Below are 26,787 nucleotides of genomic sequence, written 5' to 3' on the forward strand. Positions count from 1 at the left end.
TATTCGCCTCAGATTGCAACAAGCCGCCTGATCTTGCCGCGCGGGCCCTTGCGGGAGGCTTACTTCCCAGCCATTTGATCGGCCAGCGCCTGCGCCTGGGCGAGCAGCGCCGGGAAAGCCGGGTCAGCCGGCAGGCGCTGCGCCATGCAGGCCCGGTAGTCGCTGTCGCCCTTGTCCCAGGCGGCGTTGGAGGACTCGAACGCTTTTTCGTCCTTCAGGTCCGATGCCTGGTAGGCCTCCTGGAATTTCTGCGCGGCGGCGTCCGCAGCAGCCCACACGGCGTCGCAGGCGGCGATCTTCGGAACGGCAGGGGCTGCCGGCGCTGCGATAATTCTCACGCTGTTGCCTTTGACGAGCGTAACGATGACTTCCTGCTCATAGATCGGCCCGACGTCCTGCGTCCAGCCGCCGAGCCGTGCGAAGGCGATGTCGGCGCCTTCGGGTTTCTTCAATGGAAAGTCGAGCGTTCCCTCGAAGGCGGCGTCGCTGTTGATCGCCTGGGTATAGAAGGCATCCAGCTTAAGCGCCTCATCGATGCCGGCGGGCAGTTTGAAACTTTCGTCGGTCTCGGCGGTTCTGGACTGGAGCCACCGCTCCAGCAGCCCTCGCGTCGTTGCCACCAGGCTGGGGCCGTCGTCGCCCTTGGTGTATCGCAGCCCATCGAGCATGCCATAGCCGATATCGGAGTCGCTGAGGCTTTCGATATTGATTGTGCCGGTTGGCGGAAAGTCCTTGACCGCCAGCGGCCCGATAATGCCGGCAAGACGCTGCTGGAGGTCGGCCAGCGCCTTCTCGTTCTCAGCGTCGATGGTCTCGATTGCCGCGTTCGCACTGTTCAGCGCTGCGATATCAGCAATCGCCTTGTCACGCGCGGCCACATAGTCGTCCTCCGGCGGGGCCGCGAAAGCCACGCTGCTCACCAGTGCAAACAGAAACGTCCAGACCCACCGCATGATATAAACCCTGCTCTACGTTCGATTCCAAGGATACATGACAACATTGGGCTGAAAAAAGACGGCGTTGGAGCTGCCCCCTTGAGGGGGAGATGGCCGGCAGGCCAGAGGGGGTCGCCCCGCGTGAAGCGCTGACTCCTTTTGCAGCGCGAGACGACGTTAGCGCTTCACGCGCAACGACCCCCTCTGTCGCCTTCGGCGACATCTCCCCCTCGAGGGGGGAGATTGGCGCCTAGTCACGCCTTGCGCTTCTCCACCTCCGCCTTCCTCAGCAGGAAGCGCTGGATCTTGCCGCTCGGGGTCTTCGGCAGTTCGGTGATGAACTCGACCTCGCGCGGGTAGGCGTGCGCCGACAGCCGTTTCTTGACGTGCTGGGCAAGCTCTTCGGCGAGGTCGGGGTTGCCCTTGTAAGCCGGCACCAGCACGACGAAGGCCTTGACGATCTCTGTGCGCTGCGGATCGGGTACGCCGACGACGGCCGCCTCGTTGACCGCCGGATGCTCGATCAGCGCGCTTTCGACGTCGAACGGGCCGATGCGATAGCCGGCCGAAGTGATGACATCGTCGGCGCGGCCGATGAAGGAGACCGAACCGTCCGGCTCGTACTCCACCGTGTCGCCCGTGCGGTAGTAGCCGCCCCTGATCGCCGGCGTCTCGGCTTGGTGATAGCCGTCGAACCAGCGCAGCGGCGACTTCGCGATGTCGACGGCGAGGATGCCGGGCTGGTTGGGGCCGAGCTCGTTGCCGGCCTCGTCCAGTACCACCATGCGATATCCGGGCATGGCGAAGCCGGCCGAGCCCGCGCGAACGACATGCGAGAGCCCATGATGGTTGTTGACCATCATGCCGTTCTCGGTCTGGCCGTAATGGTCGTGAATGGGCGCGGCGAGATTTGCGTCGAACCAGCGGATGACTTCCGGGTTGAGCGGCTCGCCGGCGCTGCTCACCACGCGCAGTCTGCCTTTGACGCGGGCCGCAGCTTCCGCGCCTTCCGCCATCAGCAGGCGATAGGCGGTCGGCGAGCCGGCAAGGCTGGTGACGCCGAGCCGCTCGATGATGTCGTAAGTGCTCTTGGCGTTGAAGGCGCCTTCATGGAAGGTCGTGGCGATGCCGAGCTGCAACGGGCCGGTGATGGCGTAATAGAGGCCGTAGGCCCAGCCGGGGTCGGCGATGTTCCAGAAGATGTCGTCGGGCAGCAAGCCGATGGCGTCACGCATATAGGCGCCGAAGGCGAGCAGGGCGCGGAGCGGCACCGGCACGCCCTTGGGCAGGCCGGTCGTTCCCGACGTCGACATCATCATGAACAAGTCGTCGCCCTTGCGCATCACCGGCTGGCAGTCGGGCGAGGCGGCGGCAAGCGCGGCGCGGAAATCGATGTCGCCTGCAGGCAGCACATCGCCATTGCCAAGAATGGTGGCGATTTGCGCTGATGTCTCGACCTCGTCGAGCTTACCGCGATCGGCCGGGTTGGTCACCACGATCCTGGCGCCGCTATAGCCGAGGCGGTGCTCGATGGCTTTCGGACCGAAGGCGGTGAACAGCGGCTGGTAGACCGCGCCGATGCGCCACGTCCCGAGGATCAGCGCCACCAGTTCGGGGACGCGCGGCAGCATGCCGGCGACGACATCGCCGGCACCGACGCCGGCGGCCTTGAGCACATTGGCGGCGCGCCCCGACATATAGGCGAGATCGTCGAAGCTGAATTCGCGAAGCTCGCCGCCGGCCGAGATCGCGCGCAGCGCCAGCCGGTCTTCTCCGGTGTAGCGGCCGCAGCATTCGACATAGGCATTGATGCCGGTTCCAGGGTTGCCATACAACCGCGCGATCTCATCTTCGATGCGAAAGCGCTGAACGGCATCCTCATAACGCGGCATTTTGCTCATGGCGATCCTCCCTAGGTGTTTGATCCCAGGCTTTGATGGCGCATACTTTTCGTCCGAATCAAAGGATGCGCTATGGGCCAGGTTCTTCATGGGAGCGCCACGACGACAGAGGCGATCCGTCGAGCGATACAGCATAGTCAAGAGAGCCTGAGGGCGCTGGCGAAGCGCTACGGCATCAATCAGAAGACGGTTAGGAAGTGGAGGAACCGGACGTCGGCCGCCGATCTTCCGACTGGCCCCAGAGATCCGAAGTCGACAGTGCTATCGACTGAGGAAGAGGCGGTCATCGTCGCCTTTCGGCGTTATACGCTGCTGCCACTGGACGATTGCCTCTATGCTCTCCAACCGACGATCCCGCATCTGTCGCGGTCATCCTTGCATCGCTGCCTGCAGCGTCACGGGATAGGCAGGTTGCCGGATGTCGAGGGCGACAAGCCGGCAAGGAAGAAGTTCAAGGCCTATCCAATCGGCTACTTCCATATCGACGTCGCCGAGGTCCGAACCGAGCAGGGCAAGCTGCATATGTTCGTGGCCATAGATCGGACCTCGAAGTTCGCTTTCGTCGAGCTGCACGAGAAGGCAACGACAGCGGTCTCCGCCGATTTCCTGCGCCATCTTCTTGATGCTGTCCCTTACAAGATCCACACAGTGCTTACCGACAACGGCATTCAGTTCACGACCCCAGGTGCCGGCGGCTCGGCCGTTCCGCTGATCAAGGAAGCCATGGCGGCGGGAGAAATCATATGGGCGCACGCCTTCGAACATACTTGCGCCAAGGCCGATATCGACCACCGAACGACAAAGCCAAGGCACCCATGGACCAACGGCCAGGTCGAACGCATGAACCGCACGATCAAGGATGCGACCGTCAAACGCTTCTACTACGAGAGCCATGACCAACTGCGCCAGCATCTCGCCGATTTCGTCTTAGCCTATAATTTCGGCCGTCGACTGAAGACCCTCAAGGGCCTCACGCCCTTTGAATACATCTGCAAAATCTGGACAAAAGAGCCCGAACGATTCAGGCTCGATCCAACCCATCAAACCTTGGGACTAAACACCTAGGCGGCGCCCATCTCCCCTTGGAGCGCCTTATCGGTGAGATTGCCTGAAATTGCTGCGCTGGTCGATTACGGCGATAGTCGGGGGATGCGAAGGATCGCAGCGCAGCGACAATCCGCGCCGAGCCACTGCTGTTGACCGAACCGTCCATCCGGCCGATAGCACCGCCAGAATTGCCCCGAGGCCCCAATGACCCCAGACTCAACTTTCGATGACGCGGCCATCGCCGACGAAGGACGCGATGCCGACACCGCCTGGCAAAACGACATCCGCGCGGGCGTGCGCCACGTCCGCGATCTCGCCTCCCTGCCGCTGTCACCCGCCGAGCGCGCGGCGGCGCAGGAGGCGGTCGTACGCCACAAGGTGCGTGCCCCCAAAACCTATCTCGACCTGATCGACTGGAACGATCCCGCCGATCCGATCCGCGCCCAGGTCATTCCATCGCCGGATGAGCTGACGGAAACGGAAGGCGAGCTCGACGATCCGATCGCCGACCGTGCCTTCAGTCCGGTGCCGCGACTGACGCACCGCCACGCCGACCGCGTGCTGTTGTTTGCGACCTACCAATGCGCGGTCTATTGCCGCTTCTGCTTCCGCAAGGAGTCTCTGACCTCGATCGGCCGCGGCTATACGCGCGAGGCGCTCGAAGACGCCTTTGCCTATATCGAAGCCCATACCGAAATCCGCGAAGTGATCCTGACCGGCGGCGATCCGCTTTCGCTGCCCGACAAGGCGCTGGCTGAAATCCGCGCCCGCATCGAGGCGATCGCGCATGTCAGGCTGCTGCGCATCCACACGCGCGTGCCTGTCGTACTGCCCGCGCGCATCACGCCGGGGCTGGTTGGCGCGTTGCAGGGCCGGCTGATGGTCACAATCGTCACCCATTTCAACCATGCGCGGGAGATCACGCCGGCCACCGAATTGGCCTGCCGCGTCATGCGCCAGGCAGGCTTCGTGCTGCTCAACCAGAGTGTCCTGCTCAAGGGTGTCAACGACACGGTCGAAGTGCTGGAGGAACTCTGCCGCGAACTGATGTACCGGCTCGGCGTCAAACCCTATTACCTGCACCATGGCGACCTCGCGCGCGGCATGGCGCACAGGCGCACCACGATTGCGCAGGGACAGGCGCTGGCCGGCGCGCTGCGCGCCCGCCTGTCGGGCATCTGCAATCCGGTCTATGTGCTGGACCTGCCGGAAGGCGGTGGCAAGGTGCCGCTCGGGCCATGCCATGTCGAGGGCCGGGACGGGCAGGACTGGCGCATCCGCGGCCAGGATGGCGAGGTGAGGGTATATCGGGACGTGGTGGTGTAGGCACGGCGCAGCGGCGACGATGACCGCCGCCGTCACATTGTCGATCGGGATGACCATCGCACCAAACTCTCGCCACGACGCGTTCGCTTGCATTCCGTATGTTGACATAAAGATATCCTTATGTGATGGTTGTCGCCTCAAGGATAAAAAATGTCGCAGAATTCTGCATCGCTGGACGCATTGTTCGGCCCCGTCGCGGCCAGACCCGATGGGTCCGAAGTGCTTGCGGCGCTGACGGCAGCGGCACGCGAGCGCATCCTCATCCTCGACGGCGCCATGGGCACGCAAATCCAGGGTCTCGGCTTCGACGAAGAGCATTTCCGCGGCGAGGCTTTTGCCGGCTGCACCTGCCACCAGCAGGGCAACAACGACCTCTTGATCTTGACGCAGCCGAAGGCGATCGAGGAAATCCATTATCAATACGCCATCGCTGGCGCCGATATCCTCGAGACCAACACCTTCTCCTCGACCTCGATCGCCCAGGCGGACTACGGCATGGAGGATGCCGTCTACGCGCTGAACCGGGACGGCGCGCGACTGGTGCGTCGGGCAGCGGCGAGGGCACAGCAGGAAGACGGCAAGCGGCGCTTCGTCGCCGGCGCGCTCGGGCCGACCAACCGCACCGCCTCGATGTCCCCCGACGTCAACAATCCCGGCTACCGCGCGGTGACCTTCGATGAATTGCGCCTGGCTTATAGCGAGCAGTTGCGCGGCCTGGTCGACGGTGGCGCCGACATCATTCTCATCGAGACCATCTTCGACACGCTGAACGCCAAGGCGGCGATCTTTGCCTGCAACGAGATTTTCCTCGAAAAGGGCGTGCGCCTGCCGGTGATGATTTCGGGCACCATCACCGATCTCTCCGGCCGCACGCTGTCGGGCCAGACGCCGACCGCCTTCTGGCATTCGGTGCGCCATGCCAACCCCTTCACCATCGGCCTCAACTGCGCGCTCGGCGCCAATGCGATGCGCGCGCATCTGGCCGAAATTTCAGGCGCCGCCGACACCTTCGTCTGCGCGTATCCGAATGCCGGCCTGCCCAATGAATTCGGCCGCTATGACGAGAGCCCGGACTTCATGGCCGCACAGATCGAGGATTTCGCCAGGGAAGGGCTGGTCAATGTCGTCGGCGGCTGCTGCGGCTCGACGCCGGAGCACATCCGCGCCATCGCCGAAGCGGTGAAAAAATACCCGCCGCGCGCCATTCCCGAGATCGAGCGCAAGATGCGGCTGTCCGGGCTGGAGCCATTCACGCTGACCGACGAGATTCCCTTCGTCAATGTGGGCGAGCGCACCAACGTCACCGGCTCGGCCAGGTTCCGAAAGCTGATCACGGCGGGCGATTATGTCCCCGCGCTCGACGTGGCGCGCGACCAGGTCGCCAATGGCGCCCAGATCATCGACATCAACATGGATGAAGGCCTGATCGATTCGAAGAAGGCGATGGTCGAGTATCTCAACCTGATCGCCGCCGAACCTGATATCGCCCGTGTTCCGGTCATGGTCGACTCCTCGAAATGGGAGATCATCGAGGCCGGGCTGAAATGCGTACAGGGCAAGCCGCTGGTCAATTCCATCTCGATGAAGGAAGGCGAGGGAGCGTTCCTGCATCACGCGAAACTGGTGCGCGCCTACGGCGCGGCGGTGGTCGTCATGGCCTTCGACGAGGCCGGCCAGGCCGACACCAAGGCGCGCAAAGTCGAGATCTGCACCCGCGCCTACAAGCTGCTCACCGAACAGGCCGGCTTCCCGCCCGAAGACATCGTCTTCGACCCCAATGTCTTCGCGGTCGCCACCGGCATCGAGGAGCACGACAATTACGGCGTCGACTTCATCGAGGCCACCGGCGAGATCACCGCCACGCTGCCGCATGTCCATATCTCGGGCGGCGTCTCGAACCTGTCCTTCTCCTTCCGCGGCAACGAGCCGGTGCGCGAGGCGATGCACGCGGTGTTCCTCTACCATGCCATCCAGCGCGGCATGGATATGGGCATCGTCAATGCCGGCCAGCTTGCCGTCTACGACACGATCGAACCGGGACTGCGCGAGGCTTGCGAGGACGTCGTGCTCAACCGCGCGCCCAGGGCCGGCGGCACCGCCACCGAACGCATGCTGGAGATCGCCGAGCGCTTCAAGGGCACCGCCGGCAAGGAAGCCAGGGAGCGCGATCTCGCCTGGCGCGACTGGACAGTCGAGCAGCGGATTTCGCATGCGCTGGTCAACGGCATCACCGAATTCATCGACGCCGACACCGAAGAGGCGCGGCTTGCGGCCGAGCGGCCTCTGCATGTCATCGAAGGCCCGCTGATGGCCGGCATGAATGTCGTCGGCGATCTGTTCGGCGCGGGAAAGATGTTTCTGCCGCAAGTGGTGAAGTCGGCGCGCGTGATGAAGCAGGCGGTGGCCGGATTGCTGCCGCACATGGAGGCCGAAAAACTGGCCAACGCCGCCAATGGCATCGACAATGGCGAGCGCCAGACGGCCGGCAAAATCCTGATGGCGACTGTAAAGGGCGATGTCCACGACATCGGCAAGAACATCGTCGGCGTCGTTCTGGCGTGCAACAATTACGAGATCATCGATCTCGGCGTCATGGTGCCGGCGGCGAAGATCCTGCAGACGGCTCGCGAGCAAAATGTCGACATCATCGGCCTGTCCGGCCTGATCACCCCGTCGCTGGACGAGATGGTGCACATGGCCGCCGAGATGGAGCGTGAAGGGTTTGACATTCCGCTGCTGATCGGCGGCGCCACGACCAGCCGCGTGCACACGGCGGTGAAGATCCACCCGCGCTATTCCAAGGGACAGACGGTCTATGTCAATGACGCCAGCCGCGCCGTCGGCGTCGTGTCATCCTTGCTGTCGAACGAGACCAAGGGCGGCTACGTCGACACAGTGCGGGCCGAGTACAAAAAGGTCGCCGACGCGCATGCCCGCTCCGAGGCCGACAAGCAGCGGCTGCCGCTGGCCAAGGCCAGGGCCAATGCGCACAAGGTCGACTGGTCGACCTATGAGCCGCCGAAGCCGTCCTTCACCGGCGTCAAGGTTTTCGGCAACTGGGACCTGACGGAGCTCGCGCGCTACATCGACTGGACGCCGTTCTTCCAGACCTGGGAGCTGAAGGGGCGTTACCCCAAGATCCTCGACGACGAGAAGCAGGGACCGGCGGCACGCCAGATTTTCGAGGATGCGCAGGCGATGCTGACGAAAATCATCGCGGAAAAATGGTTCTCGCCGCGCGGCGTCATCGGCTTCTGGCCGTCCAATGCCGTCGGCGACGACATCAGGCTGTTCACGGATGAGGCGCGCTCGCAGGAGCTTGCCACTTTCTTCACGCTGCGCCAGCAGCTGACCAGGCGCGACGGCAAGGCCAATGTCGCGCTGTCGGATTTCGTCGCACCGGCCGACAGCGGCAAGCCGGACTATATCGGCGGCTTCATCGTCACCGCCGGGATCGAGGAGGTGGCGATATCAGAGCGCTTCGAGCGCGCCAATGACGATTATTCCTCGATCATGGTCAAGGCGCTGGCCGACCGTTTCGCCGAAGCTTTTGCCGAGCGCATGCACGAGAAGGTGCGCAAGGATTTCTGGGGCTATGCATCAGACGAGAAGCTGGCCCCCGACGAACTGATCGGCGAGCCCTATCGCGGGATCCGCCCGGCGCCCGGCTATCCCGCGCAGCCCGATCATACTGAGAAGGCGACCTTGTTCCGGCTGCTCGACGGCGAGCGCAATGCCGGCGTCAGCCTGACCGAAAGCTATGCGATGTGGCCGGGCTCGTCTGTGTCCGGCATCTATCTCGCCCATCCCGAAAGCTATTATTTCGGCGTCGCCAAGGTCGAGCGCGACCAGGTCGAGGATTATGCGCGCCGCAAGGACATGCCGCTCGCCGAAGTCGAGCGCTGGCTCGGCCCAATCCTCAACTATATCCCGGTGGATTATGCGGAGGCGGCGGAGTAGGCGGCGGCGCTCTGGCCGGCTCGACGAATCCGGACGCGCAAGGTCGGTCAGACCTTAGTCCGTCGCGCTCACATCTCTGGAACAAGCGCTGATGTCCCGCATTCTATCAGCAGGGACAGAAGGAGTGTCGAATGAAAGCCGTTCTCGGATTGGTCGGCGGCTTCGTGCTGACCCTGGCGGTGTTCAGCAGCGGGCTGGCCTTTGCCACTTGGCTGCTTGCCGCCAAGCCCCCGCGCGAGGCAAGACCCACCGTCAGCGTGGCGGAGCTGTGGACCCGGAAAGCGCTTCCGGTCAACAAGGGGGCGCAGGACTTTGAACGTCTGCCGGCCGAGCAGCCCGCGCCTGCGGACATCGCCGTCATGGAACCGGAGCAGGACAAGCAGCAGCCCGATCCCGCCGTCACCGGCGCTATCGCGCCGGTCGAGCTGCCGCCGCCGCATCTCGCCTGGTGCGTCAGCCGCTACCGCTCCTACAACCCTGATGACAACAGCTACACGTCCTATAGCGGACAGCAGCGCACCTGCGTCTCGCCCTATCTCGGCGCCGAGCGCGCCGCGCCGCGAGCCCCTGAGGCGCGTGCCACGGAGGCAAGCTATGTCGTGGGCGCGGGCGCCTACGCGGCCACCAGCGGCGACCATGTCGCCTCCTGCTTCAGCCGCTATCGCTCCTACCGTCGGGAAGACAACAGCTACCAGCCATATTCCGGCGGGCCGAGACGGCAATGCGAATAGCCAGCGCGAAGGGCGCCGCGAACGATTGCGACCGCGCGATTTCTGGGGTCGTTCGGATCGTCCTCAAAGCCCAGGGGAGGAACCACCATGGAAGACGACCGCCATCATAAGATACAGCAGCGCGCCTACCAGATCTGGGAGCGCGAAGGCACTGGCGACCCCGAGCACCACTGGCACCGGGCCGAGGCCGAAATCGACCGCGAAGCCGCTCTGCCGCTGACCACCGACGACGCCCTGCCGCGCGAGATCGCCAGCACCGACGTGCTGACCGTCGAGGAACTCGCCGTGCGCACCGGCATATCGGGCGACGAGGCACAGGAGCTGATCGACAGGCTGGGCGCGGACAGGGCGGCGGTTGAGCAGGCGGCGCGGGGGATTGAGGGAAAGAGGCGGGCGACGTCCTGATCAGAGGCCTAGGACGATCTTTCAGAGTGTCTTGTTGACACTTATCACTTTGGCAGTCGCGACAGAGGCCGTCATTCTCTGACAGCTTTGCGCCTAAATTGATCCGTGCTGGCCATAGCAACATCCGTAAGCGGACGGTGCCGATGCCGGCGAAGCAGCCCAGATGCCGCGATACGAAGTGCCAACCACTTCGCGGCACCAGCGTGCCTGTAGACACTCTCGCCACTTTCTCTATACGACGTCGAGACGGGGTGGCGAGCAACGATGATCACAGTGTTGGTGCACGAGTTGAATCAGACGCCGATGCGGCGGCTGATTTCGTCGGCAGGGCACTTGTTGCCGCTTTTGCGCATGGAAACCTATCAGTCAGTCTTCCGCCGACTAAACTTTCCCGCGGGTACCTTGGTTTTTACTGATTTTGAGTATCTGAATGGCATGGAAATGATGGCGGCGGCGGATATTGCCGAAGCCGCAAAGCGCGCCGACCCTGATGCTCGAATTCTAAACCATCCCGCGACTGTCCTGGAGCGGTTCGCCCTGCTCCGCCGGCTTCGTATTAGAGGAATCAACCCGGTCGAAGTATCGCGTCTGGAGCAGGATGAGCGACCAACCCGTTACCCTGTTTTTATCCGGATGGAAGATGGCTTTTGGGGGCCGGAAACCAAGCTTCTGGAAAACCCACGCCAACTTGAAGAGGCGATCGCCGTGCTCCAGGGCAACGCCAAGCCGATGAAGCGGCGCATCGCCGTCTCCTTTGAAGCCGATCGCGATTCGAACGGCTACTATCGAAAGTATGGCGCATTCCGCATTGGGGACGCGATTGTGTCCCAGCACATACTTAGGTCCGTCGACTGGAACGTTAAGTCATCGGCAAGCAGCACCGACCCGGATTTCGTGCGCGAGGAACTCGCCTTCGTAAAGGACAATCCGCACGCTGAGGACCTGCTTCGCGCCTGCAATACGGGCCATATCCAGTTCGGCCGCGTGGACTACACGTTGCGAGACGGCGCATTGGTGATATTCGAGGTCAACCCCAATCCGACTTTTCCGAAGTTCAAAGGTGGCGCAGCCGCCCGTGAGGAACGACGTGGCCACATTATCGCGGCGTTGAAAGTTGCATTCGAGGCAATCGACAGTTCCGGCACCGGGAGAATCGACTTCCTGCCTTCAGCCGGATCTTACCAATTCATTCAGTCGGGCCGCTGGATATGGCCGGTGAGATGGCTTTGGAGAACAAGAATGGCCCGGCGAAGGAAGATGCAATCGCAATGAACGGCCCGCGAGAAAGCCCACCGGCAGGACAACGGCTCTCGATTTACACCGACGAACCACTCACGCAACTTGCCCGTTTTTCGTTTGATTGGGCTGAGGTGCTGTGTGACCCGAGCCATGGGTGTATGCCCTACCATCGCACGTGGAGCATGATCCGCCTGCTGGAATCGAAAGGTGCCAAGCCGGCCGGCGGGGCGTTCTTTGGACGTGAATTGGCTGCCGTGGCCCAGGAGGGACGCTGTCGGATTCTCCTGTCGGGCGCGGCCGACACCGGCCTGGCGGCAATGGTTCTGGGCCAAACGAGGCCGGTCGGCATCGAGCCCGAATTTGTGCTGATCGATCGCTGTGAAACGACGGTCGAACAGAACAGGCTGTTTGCCCGCTCCGCCGGTTTTGCGCTCGAGACCCACCGCGCCGACATTCGCGGTTGCGACTGTGCGCCGGTGCAGGCAGTTGTCGCCCATAGCGTTCTTAATTTCTTCGACCGCAGCGCACGCCAGCAGGTGGTCGACAGTTGGGCGCGTAGTCTCAAGCCTGGCGGACGCCTGCTTCTCTCCCAGAGGTTGCTATCGGAAAAAGACCAGCCGAGGGGGCCTCGCGGCAGCGCTGAAATCGGCCGCAGGCTTTCGACCATCGAGAAGGCCGCCGTCGCGGCGCATTTTCCTGCCGCTGCCGTGGCGGAGCTGAAGACGGCCGTCGAAGCGCTCTGGGGTGAACCGCTGCATGAAGATCGCACTACATATTCAGACCTTGCGGATATGCTGAAGCAATCCAACCTGACGATTGTCGGCTCGGAGCAGCATCATACCGGGAAAAGCGTTTCCCCGCTTGCCGCTGCCGACAGCGTCCAGACAATTCCAAGATACGAAATCGTCGCCGTCAGGATGTAGCCCGACCACTAGAATAAGTGCGACATCGCAGAAGCGGGAAGGTCGATAGCGGCTATCCGATCGAGATAAAACCAGGTCGCGACTGCGACCGCAACCGAGGTGCAAGATGCCAGTGTCGCCGACTTCAAGGTCAGCTTCTGACCGGCTGCAATCCATGCCAGGGTAAACAGGGACAGCGCCGCCGGGACGCCCGCCAGCCAGACAGCGACCGGCAACAGGAGCATCATCATCAACGGCACACGATGGCTTTCCGGGATCGTATAGGTCCGTTCGCCTCCCTGTTTCTCGTGGCCAACAAGCGAGATCGTTTGCACAAGGGCGACCGCGAGCATCGCAAACAGACAACACCAGGCCACGGCCTGCGCGAAGATCGAATAGCCTGGCTGCCCTTGGAGCGATATCGCTGCCAGCACAGCGCATCCACCGGTCAACAGCCATGCGACTGCGGCATCGGCACGCTTTGGCTTGACACGTCGCGGCGGCAAAACACCACCGCGCACGATCCATGCGAGGGAAAGCGCGATTATGACCATGATCGTCAACGACGCCGGCCGTTGTAGAGGGTTCAGCCTGCCGACACGGGCCAACTCCACACTGAGCGCCAGGTTTCGCTCGATGAAGCCGCCCAGGACGAATGATATGACAAAAGGAATTTGCGGCCAGTCGAGGCGCTTCAGCATGTAGCCGGCCAGCCCGAAAGCGACGGCTACGTACAGATCGATCAGCAGCCCGTTTAGCTGCACGATCGTCACGAAGCTGACGACAATGATCGGGAGCGCGATGCGGTCGATCCTGAGAGCAGTCAGGCGCGCAAAATATGGTGTCAACGCCAATCCCACTGCGGACGTCAGCAGGTTCGACACCAGCAGCGCGGTAATCAACGTGAACGTCAGGGGCAAGCCGGTCGTCAGCATCGGTATGCCCGGAACGATGCCGTGTACCGTCAGGACTGTCAGCAGGATCAAGCCGCCCTCGCTGCCGGGAAGGCCGAAGGCAACGGTCGGCAGAAGCGAGCCTCCGTCCTTCGAATCGACGGCCGCTTCCGGCGCAATGATGCCCCTGATGTCACCAGATCCGAACCTTGAGCGCTGGTCCTTGGGGGTTGTCTGGATCGCCTGCCCGTAGGCAACGAAGCTGGCGACCGTTCCTCCAACACCTGGAATGATGCCGACCAACACGCCGATGGCCGACGATCGCATTGTCAGTCCCCAATGACGAAAGACAGCAAGCATACCGGTCCAGATCGAGTCGTTCGCGTTTTCCAGGCCAGCCGCTTTTTCAAGCTGCAATCTTTTTCGCCACGAGATGATTTCAGAAACGGTGAAAAAGCCAAGCAGCAGCGCGACCATGTCGACGCCGTCGAAGAGAGCGATGCTCCCAAACGTCCAGCGTGGTTGGCCATAGGTCGGATCAGTTCCGACAAGACCGACCAAAAGTCCCAGCAGCGCCATCGCCAGCGCTTTCAGACGGGACGCGCTTGGAACCGCAATGATCGTCGACAGGCCCCACACGCCGAGCAGCACGTATTCAAACGGTCCGAATTGCAGGATGAACGGCCGAATGATCGGCATGAGCGCTATGAGGACGAGGACGCCAAAAACCGATCCGACGGCCGAGGCCGTTGCCGCGGCGGCTATCGCGGTGCGAGGCAGGCCGGCCCTGGACATCGGATGGCCGTCGAGCAGGGTTGCCGCGCTTGGCGCGTTGCCAGGTATGTTGAAGAGGATAGCCGTTATAGATCCCATGAAGGTCGCGCCGCCGGTCAGGGCGCCAAACAGCAACAACACCGATACCGGATCCCAATGCACGGTTGCGACCAGCAGAAGGGTTGCAAGGCTGGCGCCGCCAATCCCTGGAAGAAAGGACGTAGCCATGGCAACCAAGGTGCCAAGCACCGGGATCAGTATGTTCGGCCAGGAGAATACATTGCCCAGTCCAGTGCCGAGGGCAGCCCAATATCCGGTCATCAGCGCGTTGCTCGCGCATCCCGCTCGAGTTCCGGGTGTTTTTTCAGATACGCTTCCGCCTCATGGAAGGCACTGAGCATATCGTTGATCACGATGACGGTCTGGTCGGCGTCGCGCGGCTCGATTGGACGTTTCTGAGCTTCAAGCGCCACCTTGAACCCATCGCTCTTGACCGCGGCGGAGACGGCGTCACGAAGACAACCTAGCGATTTCTGCTCCATGTCGGCAGGGGCAAAAAATCCCCGCGCTGTCGCCGAAGCTTTCGCGACGGCGATGGCCAACCGCAATCGTTCTTCCTGCTTCTCCTTGGAAAGGCCTTGGCTGCGCTGCCACACCAACCCTCCTTCACCCGCCAGGAAAGCCACGCCTGGCGCGTTCGGGTCAGGTCCCTCCGTGAGAACCAGACCGACTTTGGCTTCGCCTGCGGCGGTCGAGCGCAAGCCTGTCGTCAATGAATTGGATGTCATATCGCCTTCGCCACGCAGGAGCGCGGACATGAGTGCGCCGCTGCCTTCATAGCCCGAGACCACGTCGACCTTGATATCGAGGAGGTGCGCGGTGAGCACTATCGGCAGGATGCCGGCTTCAAGCGATGAAACCGACGCGACCAGATGTTTGGCGCTTTGCAAATCGACATCGTTCCGAACGATCCACGCTTCGGGATCGATGTGAATCAGTCCTATCGGATTTAGCCGATTCATCCAGTTGTCGACGCCAGCCGGAATGTCACCTTGCGAAATTATGTCGGAGACGCTTTCAATCATAAGGACCAGTTCGTCGGATGGCGCATTGGTTACACGCTTTAGCGCCGCAAATCCGCCTGCCGCGGGCATATTCACGACCCTGACATCGAGCTCGGTCGTGCTGGCAAGGGCCGGCGCAAATGCACGGGCATAGGTATCATAGCCGCCGCCGGCAGCGTTGGGGACAACGAGGGTGATTCGCCGGCCGGCGTAGGTGGTTGCGCAAGCGATCTCGCCGCCGCTTGCCGCGGACGGCAGGTAGATTGCCGCGGCGGTGATTGCCGCCAACGCCACACGAAAGAACTTCATCTCGCCAAGCCCCAGATTTCACCCAGTGGTGATACTTTAGATAGCCCTTGCAACGCCAGCGTTGTTCCTTAGCAATCGCGCTTAGTTTCGTGAATGTCGCGGTCTGTGTCGCCAATTGGCGTCCGATCTGCCATGCGGTTATTCAGTTCATTAACCTTTCATTAACCATACCACGGCTAGCGTTTACCTCTCAGTAAGGAATCGCCCGCCGTGACCTTTGCCGCTCCCCTCGAGGCCAAGTCCATTCGCTTTCGCGCCCGCTCCTTCGTCGCTTTCACGCTGACGCCAGAGGCGCCTTTGGATGTTTGGCTGGAGAGCCTCGATCGCTGGGTCGGCAATTCGCCGGGCTATTTTGCCGGGCGCCCGGTGGTGCTCGACCTGAACGTGCTGAAGCCCGATGTCGTGGCCATCGAAGCGCTGGTCGATCTGCTCGGCCAGCGCGGCATTCGCATCTACGCCATCGAGCTCGACGGCGGCACTGAGCTTGGCGCGCATCTGCCGCCGGTGCTGGTCGGCGCCAAGGAGGCGACCACCGACGGGCTGCTGCTGCAGCCGAGCCGCAAGGCGGGCAGGGCGGAGGACGCCACGCCGGCAGGCGATACGAAGGCGGCCGGTGACATCAAGGCAGAGGCCGGCGATTTGAAGGCGGGCGATTTGAAACCGGCGAGCGATGCCAGGGCACAGCCGAAAGATGCCAAAATTGCCGCACCCGACGCTGGCACGTTGATGATCCGCTCGCCGATCCGTTCGGGCCAGCTCATCTTCCATCCGCATGGCGATGTCATCGTGCTGGGCTCGGTCGCGTCCGGATCCGAGATCGTCGCCACCGGCTCGATCCATGTCTATGGCACGCTGCGCGGCCGCGCTTCGGCAGGCGCTCAAGGGAACACGGCGGCGCGCGTCTTCTGCCGCAGGAACGAGGCCGAGCTTCTGTCCGTGGATGGCTGGTATTGCACGGCCGAGGAGATGGACCCGTCAGTCCGGGGCAAGCCTGTGCAGGCATTTCTCGACAACGGCATGCTGCGCATCGCCCCTTTCAGCTAATGCGTCTCGCCCGACAACGACATAACGAACAACAACGGAGGCTTTATTGATGGGCAAGGTAGTGGTGGTCACCTCGGGCAAGGGGGGCGTCGGCAAGACGACCTCTACCGCGGCTCTGGGGGCGGCGGTCGCCAAGACCGGCAAGAAGGTGGCGCTGGTCGATTTCGATGTCGGCCTGCGCAACCTCGATTTGATCATGGGCGCCGAACGGCGCGTGGTGTTCGACCTCGTCAACGTCATCCAGGGCTCGGCAAAGCTGTCGCAGGCGCTGATCCGCGACAAGCGGGTCGAGACTTTGTTCCTGCTGCCGGCCTCGCAGACGCGCGACAAGGATGCGCTGACCGAGGAGGGCGTGGCCGAGGTCATCGGCAAGCTGCGCTCGGTGTTCGACTATGTCTTCTGCGACAGCCCGGCCGGCATCGAGCGCGGCGCGCAACTCGCCATGCGCTTTGCCGACGAGGCGGTCATCGTCACCAATCCGGAAGTGTCGTCGGTGCGCGATTCCGACCGCATCATCGGCCTGCTCGATTCCCGCACCTTGCGGGCCGAGGAGGGCGAGCAGATCGCCAAGCATGTGCTGGTCACGCGCTACGATGCGGGACGCGCCGCGCGCGGTGAAATGCTGTCGATCGACGATGTGCTGGAGATACTGTCGGTGCCGCTGCTCGGCATCATTCCGGAAAGCCAGGATGTGCTGCGCGCCTCCAACCTCGGTTCGCCGGTGACGCTGTCGGAGCCGCTGAACGCCGCCGCCAAGGCTTACATCGACGCGGCCAAGCGGCTCGAGGGCGAACAGCTGCCGGTCATCGTGCCCTTCGAGCGCAAGGGCTTCCTCGATCGTCTTTTGGGAAGGAGGGCGGCATGAACCTGCTCGACATCTTCAAGCGGCGCACCAGCGCGCCGGTGGCGCGCGAACGGCTGCAAGTGCTTCTCGCCTATGAGCGCCGCAACCGCAGCCAGCCCGATCTCGTCTCCATCCTGCGCGAGGAGATCATGGCGGTGATCGCCAAGCATGTGCAGATCGACCAGGATTATCTCCAGGTCTCGATGGACCGCGGCGAGACCATGTCGACGCTGGAGATCGACATCCAGATCCCCAACAAGAGCGCAGTGCCGCTGGCCATGGCTGGGTGAGGGCACTTTACCCTCCCCCTTGTGGGGGCCCGAAGGACGGGCGAGACCCGTGGCTCGCCCCGGCAAGTCGATCCGCAAAGCGGATCGGGGTGGGGGTCTGCGCGGACCTCCGCCATCTTGGGTTCCTCTCCCAGACTTTCGTGAGGGAAGAGGAAATCCACATCCCCCACGGTCAGCGCTAGTACCCCCGCCCGGACCTACGGTCCGACCTCCCCACAAGGGGGAGGTAGGGGGCCAGCGCCTCTCCCCAAAAAACATTCAACCAACTAGTTGACTATCTAAAATCTCGCCTCTATATTCAACTACATGGTTGAATTAGAGGCGCCCCAGATGGACCAGGTTTTTCACGCCCTCGGCGACGCCACGCGCCGGAACATGCTTAACCACCTCGCCGGCGGCGAGCGTACGGTGAGCGAGTTGGCGCAGCCCTTTGCCATGTCGCTGGCCGCCGCCTCCAAGCACATCAAGGCGCTGGAGCATGCCGGGCTGATCCGGCGCGAAGTGCGCGGGCGCACCCATGTCTGCCGCCTCGAGGCCCGCCCGCTGGCCACCGCCTATCAGTGGCTCGGCCAATACGCGCGTTTCTGGAACAGCCGCCTCGATGTCCTCGAACAGCTTTTGCGCGAGGAGGCGGGGCGCAAAACGTCGACAACGCCGGCACCGGCAAATCCAGAACCATCGAAGCCGGAATCACCCAAGCCAGACACATCCAGGCCAACATCATCCGAGGGAGACGACCGATGAACCAGATGAACAGCTTCGACGGCTACGCCCAGCTGATCCAGCCGGCCACGTTGAGGATCGAACGGCTTTTGCCCGGAACCAGGGAGCGCGTCTGGGAATATCTGACGCAGAGCGATCTGCGCCGCCAATGGCTGGCGGCCGGCGACATGGAGATGGAGGAAGGCTCTTCCTTCGATCTGGTCTGGCGCAATGACGAACTGACCGACCCGCCCGGCGACAGGCCGGCCAGCTTCAGTGGCGGGGAGCAGCGGATGCACAACCAGATCGTCGAGTGCGATCCGCCGCGCAAGCTCACCATCACCTGGAACGGCAGCGGCAATGTCACCTTCGAATTGGCGCAGCGCGGCGACGACGTCCTGCTCACCCTGGTCCACCGCCGCCTGCCGGACCGCTCAAGCCTGATGATGCATGCCGCCGGCTGGCACGTGCATCTCGACCTCCTGGTTGCCCGCGTAGCGGCCGAGAAGCCCGAACCGTTCTGGGACAGCTTTAGCCGTATCGTGGCGGAATACGACCGGCGCCTGCCGGCCTGACCTGACCTAACGCATCGCCCGGTCCAACCGGGCACCATCGATCCCTTGCGCCGGATGCCGGCGCAAGGGCCGGCGAAACACGCGCCTTCGCCAGACACCGCGGCGCGCCAGCGGAAATGAAACCAGGCAACGTGCTTGCATCCCGCAAGCCCGAAGGAGGAAGTCATGCGTAAATTGATCACCGGAATGAAGATCTCCATCGACGGCAAGATGGAAGGCCCCGAAGGCTTCGCCGACTGGGTCGACAACTGGTCGGAGGAATACGGCCTGATGCCTGAGATCGACGCCTGCCTGCTCGGCGGCGTCATGTATGCCGGTTATGAGCGCTACTGGAGCGCGATCCAACAGAACGAGCCGGACCAGCCATTGCCGATGACCGGCAGACTGGTCGACCCGGCCGAACTCGAATGGGCGCGCTTTGCCGCGAAAACCCCGCACTATGTGCTGTCGAACACCATGACGACGTCAGCCTGGGCCTCGACGCGCTTCCTGCGCCGCCTCGACGACGTCGCGGCGCTGAAGCGCGAGCCCGGCAAGGACATCTACCTCATGGGCGGCGCCCGCATCACCGCCAGCCTGATCGAGGCGGGGCTAGTGGATGAAATGCGGCTGATCGTCTATCCGCTGCTCGCCGGCGACGGCAAGGCGCTGTTCGGCACGGTGCACGCCCGGCACGGACTGGAGCTGCGCCAGGTCGGCCAGCTGTCGGATGGGCGGGTGAGCCTGGTGTATGGGCTGGCGAGCTAGCCTCTTTTCCTCTCCCTCCGGAGGGGGGAGAGGTGGCGCCGGTGTCCGAACCGGATAGATAGGTAACAGAATGGACCGATAGCATGGGTGACAGTTTTCTTGTCCGCCGGAGGACCGGCGATGGTTTGGCGAGAGACTGGCATCATGGACGAGCGGCTACGGTTTGTTGTGGAGTGTCTTTCTGGGGATGAGACGATGGTTGCGCTTTGTGCGGCCTACGGGATCTCACGCAAGAACGGCTACAAATGGCTAGGACGCTATCGGACGTTTGGGCCTGAGGGTTTGCACGACCTGCCGCGAGCCCCGCTCAATCATGGCCGGGCGACAGCTCAGGATCTGGTTGAGCGGATTGTGGCGGCCAAGGAGCTGCATCCGCTTTGGGGTCCAAAGAAGATCGTGGCACGGCTCAGGCGCACGGCTCGCGAGTTCATGTGGCCTTCAGCCTCGACGGTCGGCGCGATCCTTGCGCGGCATGGGCTTGTCCGCGCCCGCAAGCGACCCCGCCTGCGGGCCTGCGGCAATGGACCCTGGCCACAGCCGCTGGAGCCGAACGCGGTGTGGACTGGCGATCACAAGGGCTGGTTCCGGACCCGCGACGGCTGGCGTTGCGAACCCTTGACGGTGATGGATGCGTCGAGCCGCTATCTTCTGGCGCTCGAAGCGACGGGGTCGACGGCCGATAGCGAAGCCTGGCCGGTGTTTGAGCGGCTGTTTGAAGAGCATGGCCTGCCGGATCGCTTCAGAAGCGACAATGGCCCGCCCTTCGCATCGGCCGGCGTCACCGGGCTGACGCCGCTTGTCGTGCGCTTCATCAAGCTCGGCATCACCTTGGAGCGGATCGCACCCGGCAGGCCACAGCAGAACGGACGTCACGAGCGCTTTCACCTGACCATGCTGCCGATGGCCGAGGCACCGGAAGCCGACCGAACGGCACAGGGCCAGGCCTTCGAGACCTTCCGCCACAGCTACAATGAGGAACGTCCCCATGAGGCGCTGGGCATGGATACGCCCGCCCAGCACTACCGGTCCTCACAGCGCGCCATGCCCAGGACACCACCCGAGCCCGTCTATCCGGCCGAGGCCTCGGTCCGCCGCGTGCGCCACAATGGCGAGATCCGATGGAATGGCGGCTTCATATATGTCTCGCAAGCGCTGGCGGGCGAACCGGTCGCTGCGTTGGAGACCGAAGACGGACAATGGACACTCTCATTCCATGCCCACCCGCTCGGCATCATCGACACACGGCACATGAAGCTTGTCCGCCGCAGCGCCGCGCCAACCAATCCGCTTGGCGCTGCGGCGGACGCATAGGGGGAGAGAAGTGTCACCTATGTATCCGGTTCAAAGTGTTACCCATCTATCGGCTGGACACCGCGAAGCGGCGACGGAGTGGGGGAAGGCGCTCATGAAACCCACGGTCGCCGCAAAACAGGAGCGACGGAGCGAGGGGCGAAACGCCTGCAAGCAGGCAATCAGGCGGATGAACGGTCGACCCCCACTCCGTCGAGCTACGCTCGACACCTCTCCCCTGATCGACGGGGGAGAGGAAATGCGTCGGCGTTCGCCTCCCACCCTTGCCCTATCAACAGCCCGCTCGTGCCACACGACAGCCAGGCCCTTTATCCCTATCTCCGGCCTGCGCTACGGCCGGCTGGTCGCGCGGGGAGGGACTGGAATTGACGTCGACGCCGATTGCCGCAGCTGAAGCGAAGGGCTTGCCGATCGGCGCGTTGCTTGGCGCCATGGTGTCGATCCAGATCGGCGCCACCTTCGCCAAGGGCCTGTTTCCACTGATTGGCGCCAACGGCACCACGGCGCTGCGGCTGGTCGTGGGGGCGCTGATGCTGGCGGCGGTGCTGAGGCCGTGGCGGGTGCGGCCGTCGCGCGCCGTGCTGCCCTGGCTCATCGCCTACGGCGTCAACCTCGCGGCGCTGAACCTGCTGTTTTATGCAGCGCTCGCCAGAATTCCGCTCGGCGTCGCGGTGGCGCTCGAATTCTCCGGCCCGCTGCTCGTGGCGACGCTGTCGTCGCGGCGCGCCACCGACTTCGTCTGGGTGGTGCTGGCCGTTGCCGGCATATTGCTGTTGTCGCCCTTCATCCACTCCGGCAGTGCACTCGACCCGATCGGCGTGATGCTGGCGCTGGCCGCCGGCGGCTGCTGGGCGCTCTACATCGTCTTTGCACAAAAGGCCGGCGCGGAGCTTGGCAGCCAGACCACGGCTTACGGGCTGGTCATTGCCGCTGCCGTCGGCCTGCCGTTCGGTCTGGCCGAGGCGGGCACGAACCTCATCGCACCCGCGATCCTGGTCAGCGCGCTGCTGGTCGGGCTGTTCTCCAGCGCCTTGCCGTTCTGGCTGGAGATGGTGGCGCTGACCCGGATGCCGGCCAGGCTCTACGGCACGCTGACCTGTCTGGAGCCGGCGCTGGGCGCGCTGGCCGGCTTCCTGTTCCTGCACGAGATCCTGAGCCCGTTGCAATGCGCGGGCATCGCCGCCGTGGTCGTCGCCGCCTTCGGAGCCGCGCTGACCACCAAGCCGCCGGTGCCATCGCCGGAATAGGTGCCTGAAATGGGTATGTGACGCCGATGCCGTGGTCCGCCGGTCCCGTGTCCGGTTGCTCAAGCGCCTGCAGCATCGATATATGGATCGATGTATGTGCAGGAGATCCAGATGAGCAGGGCCGACAGCATTGCTTGAGCCGTCCGTGATCAAGGCAATACTCCTTGTCGGGTTCGCCGCTGTCGTTGCGGCTCTCGCCTGGCGGCTGGCGCGGTCTCGTCTCAGAGCCCGGCTTCGTGAAGATCCGGCCAACGACTACGCCGTGCGCCGGGACTGGTCGGGCAACCACGGCAAGCTCAATCATTCGACCTTTGTCTACTTCGATGCCGATCGTGACGGCCGCTACGGGCTCGGCGACCGCCCGATGGCCGGCATCATGGTCAGACTGCATGATGGCGACGGCTGCTTCGTCGCCGCGGCGCGGAGCAATCGCGGCGGCTTTGCCAATTTCCTGGCGTCGGCGAAACGTCGGGCCGCGCCCATCCATGTGCCGGGCAGCTACCGCTTCACCGTGTCGGTTCCGCCCGGCTGGCGCTCCAGCAGCGCCAACGAGGTCCAGTCGCAGCACCTCCGGCCGCTGCCGGGCTCGCCCACCGGGCTGGTCTCGGAAGCAATGCTGCAGCCGGTCGGCCTGTTTGCGATACGCCGGCTCAGCGGCCGCGTAGCGGACGGTGCTTCGGCGAGCATCTCGGTGATGGCGAAAGGGCAAGAGGTGGCAGTGCATCCGCTAAGTGCTGGGGCTGGCTTCCGTCTCGATCTGCCCGATGACGCCGACGCGATCGAAGTCACCGGCGATGGCATGGAACGACGACTGGCCTTGTCGGCCTACCCGACCGAACTCGGCCTGCTGTCGCCCGAGAACGCGGCTGTCGACAGCGCCGCGTCCTCGCAGGCCATCGGTTTCGACGACATCACCACGCGCGGTCTGCGCAAGGTGCCGTCCGGTTATGCCGGGTTGACCTGGTTCAACCTGAACGCACTTGCGCGCGATCATACCGAAGGCAGTGAAGGTTACGTCAACGGCAATATCTCGGGAGACCATGTCTGCTATACGAGCAGCGGACATCCGGCCGAATTCTCGAGCGACAAACCGTTCGGATTCCATTCCGTGATGCTGACGGCGGCATGGTTGAAGTCCGAAGGCGAAACCGCACTGGTCGAGAGCTGGCTTGGCGACCGGCTGATCGCCAGCGACACGATCGTCCTGTCGGCACTGGCGCCCGTCCACTACGCGCCGATGCTGGCGGCGGTGACGCGCGTGCGCCTTTCAACGAGCCACTATTGGCAGCTCGTGCTCGACGATCTGGTGGTTGTGCGCTGAACGGTCCCGCCGCCTGCGGGAGATCATGCTCCGGAAACGATCAAGCCGCCCGACTCTGTCAGGAGGATCTCGATCTACCGGGGGAACGAGTTTAGCCCGGAATAGGAGCAGAAGCGCCGTTCGCGGTGATCTGCGAGAGCTTTCCCTTTTTTACCAGCACCGGCTTGGAATAGATCTTCCTCATTTTCCACTCTCCACGTCGGGCAAAGCCCTGTTCCCGGCCAGACGGCACGAGGCGTCCGGATGATCGGCTGTTAGTCGGCGACCGGCCCGGAGCCGTTACCATTATCGGCTGTAACCTGCGAGAGCTTGCCATGCCGCATCTCCAGTGTCAGGCGAGGCCGCCAGATCAGGCGACAGTCCGAACTCAACAACTTCACTCGATCGGGCCGGAACCCGCGCCATTGGCGACCGCTGTAACCTGCGAAAGCTTGCCTTTTTTGACCAGAACAGGCTTCGAATAGTTTTTCTTCATAGTAAATCCTCCAAGCTTACGCGATAATGCCAGACGGATCGGCACTGTCAACCTTCGCGGCGCCGTCGTCCCGCCCCGGGTTTTCTTGGTCCCGATGCACTAACCGCAAGTCCACCTTCATCGACAAAGCGTTGTTCTTGGGCGTGCATGGCGTGGCCGGGTTGCGGTGCGAAAAATGTCCGAAACTGCGGCGGGTCTGGCCTGGTTGGTCGGCCTGCTCAAACAGAGCGGCAATGCAGCGCGGACGGGCCCAGCCTAAACATTGGCCTTGCCGTCGCGCCGCACTCACAGTTCCCTCTCCGCCAGTTCCCTGAAAGCATCGGGAACCGAGCGCCGGGCTTCCAGCGCCACGGCGCCATAGCCGACAGCCTCTCTGCCAAAGCGCTGGCGGATCTTGTCGATGGCGCGGTCGGCGCCAAAGCGCGCCAGGCCTTGCCTGCTGCCGGGTCGCTGCTTTTCATCGGCAAGCCCGAGCGGCAGCTCCAGCTGCAGCTCGGCACTTTCTTCCAGCTGCGACACCGAGATCGCCAGCAGCGAGATGGTCTTCTCCCGAGGGTTGGCGGCCAGCACGCCGCGCACCAGCTCCCCGGCGATTTCGGCCAGCATCGCGGTTGCCGAAATCGGCTGATCGAGCGTCAGCGAGCGTGTGACGGCGTGCAGATCGGCGAAACGCACGCGCACCGTCACCGTGCGCCCGGGCCGTGATTTCGCCCTGGGCCGGCTGGCGACCCGGTCTGCCATATGCAGCAGCACGGGTCCGAAGATACGCGCTTCGGCCGGCCGTCTGCCAAGCGCCGACTGCGCGCCGGCGGAATGCGACCGCCTGTGGGTTTCGAGCTTTCGCGGGTCGCGGTTCCATGCCAGCGACGCCAGCTTTTCGCCGGCGGCGGGCCCGAGCAACCTTCGCAGCGCCCCGCTATGCGTCTTTGCCAACTGGCCGATGGTCTCGATGCCGATCTCGGCCAGCCGCGCCTTGGTCGCCGGGCCGACGCCCCACATCAGGCCGACCGGCAGATCATGCAGGAAGGCAAGTTCGGTGTTCGGATCGACCACCACTAGGCCGTCGGGCTTGGCCACCTGCGAGGCGATCTTGGCCAGATGCTTGGTGCGCGCCACGCCGATCGAGATCGGCAGGCCGAGCTCTGCCCGGACGCGCCGACGCACCGTGGCGGCGATCTCGGCCGGCGGTCCGAACAGATGCGTGCAGCCGGCCACATCGGCAAAGGCTTCATCGATGGAAATCCGCTCGACCAGCGGCGTGAAATCGTCGAGCACCTTGATGGCGGCGTCGCCCAGCCGCTGATAGTCGGCGAAATGGCCGCCGACGAAGATCAGTCCGGGGCAAAGCTCGCGCGCGCGTCGTCCGGGCATGCCGCCGCGCACGCCGAAAGCCCTGGCTTCGTAGGAAGCGGCAAGCACGACGCCGCCGCCGACGGCGATCGGCTTGCCCCTGAGCGCCGGGTCGAGCAGCTGCTCGACCGAGGCGTAGAAGGCGTCGAGATCCGCATGCAGGATGGTGGGCTCCATCCCGACCGTTCCCTTTGCGGCGTTGCAGCATTAGCCGCGTCTGTTGTGAGAGGCGTTTTTGCCGAACAAATAGAGAACAAACAGGGCCTATTGTCAAGCGAAGCGGTTGTCGCCGGCCGGCCCGTTCCAGGGCGGGCTGTCGAGTGCTCCGCCTGGGCATCGGACCTGCGGAACATTGTCTCTCGCCTCGGCGTTCATATCCGCGACGGGACGCTGTTTTTGTGGAGGCCGGTATGGGCCAGTTCGAGATGATCGACCTCGTCAGCGTCATTGACGCCTGCACGAGCGATCGCGTTGCCGGGCACTGCGTGTCAATGGCCAGGGCGGTGGAGGAGTTGCGAGTGCTGACCGGTGATTTCGTATCGCCGGACGAGACGGTGGCCAACGCGCTGTCGGCAGTGGCGCTGGGGCGCGGCTGCGCGGTGGTGTTCGACGAGCGAGCGGGCGCCGACATCTTGCTGACGCCGTAGCGCGGCGGCGCCGGGTTGTGGCAGCCAGAAAAGTCGAACAGCGTGCAAAAAGCTGTGCAGGCATGGCCCCATAACCGGGGCGTGGAAAAGTTCTGCGCGTGGGTGTATTCTCCAGGTCGCAAGCGGTCGCAGACCGCATAGGGGGAGAAATGACATGCCGAGGGTTTCAGAACTCTTTTTCAAAACTGCCATCTTGTTCCTGATGTTGGGGATTGCGGCCGGCCTGCAGATGGCGATCTCGGGTGACCACGCCGCTTTTCCGGCGCACGCGCATATCAATCTGCTCGGTTGGGTGACGAGCGCCATCTTCGGCGGCTACTACGCGCTCAATCCGCAAAAGGCGGCGCGTCGCATCGCCATGATCCACTACGGGCTCTACACACTCGGCCTGGTGATCATGCTGCCGGCGCTGTATGTGATGCTGCAGGGAAACCCGGCGCTTGAACCGATCGTCGCCGGCGGCTCGGTCATTATCGCCGCTGCCGTTCTGGTTTTTGCTTTCGTGGTGTTTTCGCCCGAAACGGCGCGCTCGGTGTCCGGCGTGGTTCCGGCCTCTCGCTGACTGTTCGCGCGCGGCGATCAAAGTCCGACCCGCATTCGCGACCCGCGACACGGGTTGGCCAGGCCGATGGCCGCAGCCGCTGGCTGCGGTGTCTATCGCCGCGTCGGCGCTTAACATACCCGAGTCCCACCACGTATTATTTCGTGACTATTTGGCGCCGGAACCTTCCCAGATATCGCGCGTTGC

25 protein-coding genes are annotated in these 26,787 nt (G+C 63.5%); 18 read left to right on the forward strand and 7 right to left on the reverse strand.

Annotated features, from left to right (window positions below):
* Positions 1–59: 59 nt before the first annotated feature.
* Together AC3CCE_RS29320 and AC3CCE_RS29325 are read right to left on the reverse strand one after the other, a co-directional pair.
* Complete coding sequence (locus AC3CCE_RS29320; protein ID WP_352626522.1) at positions 60–911, reverse strand: hypothetical protein; 852 nt, start codon at positions 909–911, stop codon at positions 60–62.
* 278 nt (positions 912–1,189) lie between these two features.
* On the reverse strand, positions 1,190–2,836 hold the full coding sequence (locus tag AC3CCE_RS29325) for an acyl-CoA synthetase (RefSeq protein ID WP_352626524.1): 1,647 nt from the start codon (positions 2,834–2,836) through the stop codon (positions 1,190–1,192).
* A gap of 72 nt (positions 2,837–2,908) precedes the next feature.
* Between AC3CCE_RS29325 and AC3CCE_RS29330 the strand changes: the two genes are divergently transcribed.
* From AC3CCE_RS29330 to AC3CCE_RS29360, 7 genes are all read left to right on the forward strand, one after another.
* Positions 2,909–3,901 carry an IS481 family transposase gene (locus tag AC3CCE_RS29330; protein ID WP_352513790.1) on the forward strand — a complete coding sequence of 331 codons (993 nt, stop codon included), beginning with the start codon at positions 2,909–2,911 and terminating at the stop codon, positions 3,899–3,901.
* A 186-nt stretch (positions 3,902–4,087) separates the two neighbouring features.
* Positions 4,088–5,209, forward strand: coding sequence for a KamA family radical SAM protein (locus AC3CCE_RS29335; RefSeq protein ID WP_352510906.1), 1,122 nt, complete (start codon positions 4,088–4,090; stop codon positions 5,207–5,209).
* A 150-nt stretch (positions 5,210–5,359) separates the two neighbouring features.
* The gene (gene metH, locus AC3CCE_RS29340; protein ID WP_352510905.1) at positions 5,360–9,169 is read left to right on the forward strand and encodes a methionine synthase; all 3,810 of its coding nucleotides are present in this window, start codon (positions 5,360–5,362) and stop codon (positions 9,167–9,169) included.
* A 131-nt stretch (positions 9,170–9,300) separates the two neighbouring features.
* Entirely contained in the window at positions 9,301–9,900 is a 600-nt protein-coding gene (locus tag AC3CCE_RS29345) for a BA14K family protein (RefSeq protein ID WP_352627429.1), read from the forward strand.
* Between the two features lie 87 nt (positions 9,901–9,987).
* Positions 9,988–10,305, forward strand: coding sequence for a DUF2934 domain-containing protein (locus AC3CCE_RS29350; RefSeq protein ID WP_352510903.1), 318 nt, complete (start codon positions 9,988–9,990; stop codon positions 10,303–10,305).
* A gap of 264 nt (positions 10,306–10,569) precedes the next feature.
* Positions 10,570–11,577: a hypothetical protein gene (locus AC3CCE_RS29355; protein ID WP_023695521.1), complete on the forward strand. Its 1,008-nt coding sequence runs from the start codon at positions 10,570–10,572 to the stop codon at positions 11,575–11,577.
* Complete coding sequence (locus AC3CCE_RS29360; RefSeq protein WP_352510902.1) at positions 11,526–12,467, forward strand: class I SAM-dependent methyltransferase; 942 nt, start codon at positions 11,526–11,528, stop codon at positions 12,465–12,467. Before AC3CCE_RS29355 ends, AC3CCE_RS29360 begins: the two co-directional genes overlap by 52 nt.
* Positions 12,468–12,475: 8 nt before the next feature.
* Here the strand turns inward: AC3CCE_RS29360 and AC3CCE_RS29365 are convergent, their stop codons facing one another.
* Both AC3CCE_RS29365 and AC3CCE_RS29370 read right to left on the reverse strand, forming a co-directional pair.
* Positions 12,476–14,434, reverse strand: a complete 1,959-nt coding sequence (locus tag AC3CCE_RS29365; RefSeq protein WP_352510901.1) for a tripartite tricarboxylate transporter permease — start codon at positions 14,432–14,434, stop codon at positions 12,476–12,478.
* Positions 14,434–15,486, reverse strand: a complete 1,053-nt coding sequence (locus AC3CCE_RS29370) for a Bug family tripartite tricarboxylate transporter substrate binding protein (RefSeq protein WP_023754659.1) — start codon at positions 15,484–15,486, stop codon at positions 14,434–14,436. The genes AC3CCE_RS29365 and AC3CCE_RS29370 overlap by 1 nt, the downstream gene beginning before the upstream one ends.
* A 210-nt stretch (positions 15,487–15,696) precedes the next feature.
* Here AC3CCE_RS29370 and minC point away from each other — a divergent pair, with 210 nt between their 5' ends.
* From minC to AC3CCE_RS29415, 9 genes are all read left to right on the forward strand, one after another.
* Positions 15,697–16,530: a septum site-determining protein MinC gene (gene minC / locus AC3CCE_RS29375; RefSeq protein WP_352627425.1), complete on the forward strand. Its 834-nt coding sequence runs from the start codon at positions 15,697–15,699 to the stop codon at positions 16,528–16,530.
* Between the two features lie 49 nt (positions 16,531–16,579).
* Entirely contained in the window at positions 16,580–17,395 is an 816-nt protein-coding gene (minD, locus tag AC3CCE_RS29380) for a septum site-determining protein MinD (RefSeq protein ID WP_023670342.1), read from the forward strand.
* Complete coding sequence (gene minE, locus AC3CCE_RS29385) at positions 17,392–17,664, forward strand: cell division topological specificity factor MinE (RefSeq protein WP_023684809.1); 273 nt, start codon at positions 17,392–17,394, stop codon at positions 17,662–17,664. The genes minD and minE overlap by 4 nt, the downstream gene beginning before the upstream one ends.
* Before the next feature lie 306 nt (positions 17,665–17,970).
* A complete protein-coding gene (locus tag AC3CCE_RS29390; RefSeq protein ID WP_352627422.1) occupies positions 17,971–18,408 on the forward strand; it encodes an ArsR/SmtB family transcription factor in 438 nt (145 codons plus the stop codon).
* Positions 18,405–18,941 (forward strand): SRPBCC family protein, encoded by a 537-nt coding sequence (locus tag AC3CCE_RS29395; protein ID WP_352627420.1) that lies wholly within the window; start codon positions 18,405–18,407, stop codon positions 18,939–18,941. Before AC3CCE_RS29390 ends, AC3CCE_RS29395 begins: the two co-directional genes overlap by 4 nt.
* 165 nt (positions 18,942–19,106) lie before the next feature.
* Complete coding sequence (locus AC3CCE_RS29400; RefSeq protein ID WP_023727785.1) at positions 19,107–19,688, forward strand: dihydrofolate reductase family protein; 582 nt, start codon at positions 19,107–19,109, stop codon at positions 19,686–19,688.
* 120 nt (positions 19,689–19,808) lie between these two features.
* Complete coding sequence (locus AC3CCE_RS29405) at positions 19,809–20,999, forward strand: integrase core domain-containing protein (RefSeq protein WP_488377155.1); 1,191 nt, start codon at positions 19,809–19,811, stop codon at positions 20,997–20,999.
* Between the two features lie 365 nt (positions 21,000–21,364).
* The gene (locus tag AC3CCE_RS29410; protein WP_352627435.1) at positions 21,365–22,246 is read left to right on the forward strand and encodes an EamA family transporter; all 882 of its coding nucleotides are present in this window, start codon (positions 21,365–21,367) and stop codon (positions 22,244–22,246) included.
* Between the two features lie 145 nt (positions 22,247–22,391).
* Positions 22,392–23,567 (forward strand): hypothetical protein, encoded by a 1,176-nt coding sequence (locus AC3CCE_RS29415; protein WP_352627437.1) that lies wholly within the window; start codon positions 22,392–22,394, stop codon positions 23,565–23,567.
* Between the two features lie 91 nt (positions 23,568–23,658).
* Here the strand turns inward: AC3CCE_RS29415 and AC3CCE_RS29420 are convergent, their stop codons facing one another.
* The 3 genes from AC3CCE_RS29420 to dinB all read right to left on the reverse strand — a co-directional run bounded on the left by AC3CCE_RS29420 (position 23,659) and on the right by dinB (position 25,569).
* Positions 23,659–23,751: a putative RiPP precursor gene (locus AC3CCE_RS29420; RefSeq protein ID WP_352627439.1), complete on the reverse strand. Its 93-nt coding sequence runs from the start codon at positions 23,749–23,751 to the stop codon at positions 23,659–23,661.
* A gap of 192 nt (positions 23,752–23,943) precedes the next feature.
* Positions 23,944–24,042 carry a putative RiPP precursor gene (locus tag AC3CCE_RS29425; RefSeq protein WP_352627441.1) on the reverse strand — a complete coding sequence of 33 codons (99 nt, stop codon included), beginning with the start codon at positions 24,040–24,042 and terminating at the stop codon, positions 23,944–23,946.
* Positions 24,043–24,327: 285 nt separating this feature from the next.
* A complete protein-coding gene (gene dinB, locus AC3CCE_RS29430) occupies positions 24,328–25,569 on the reverse strand; it encodes a DNA polymerase IV (protein WP_352627443.1) in 1,242 nt (413 codons plus the stop codon).
* A 233-nt stretch (positions 25,570–25,802) separates the two neighbouring features.
* Between dinB and AC3CCE_RS29435 the strand changes: the two genes are divergently transcribed.
* Positions 25,803–26,039 carry a hypothetical protein gene (locus AC3CCE_RS29435; protein WP_023670353.1) on the forward strand — a complete coding sequence of 79 codons (237 nt, stop codon included), beginning with the start codon at positions 25,803–25,805 and terminating at the stop codon, positions 26,037–26,039.
* Between the two features lie 154 nt (positions 26,040–26,193).
* Entirely contained in the window at positions 26,194–26,601 is a 408-nt protein-coding gene (locus AC3CCE_RS29440) for a heme-copper oxidase family protein (RefSeq protein WP_023749548.1), read from the forward strand.
* Positions 26,602–26,787 lie beyond the last annotated feature (186 nt).

The organism is Mesorhizobium sp. P160187, from assembly GCF_057766425.1.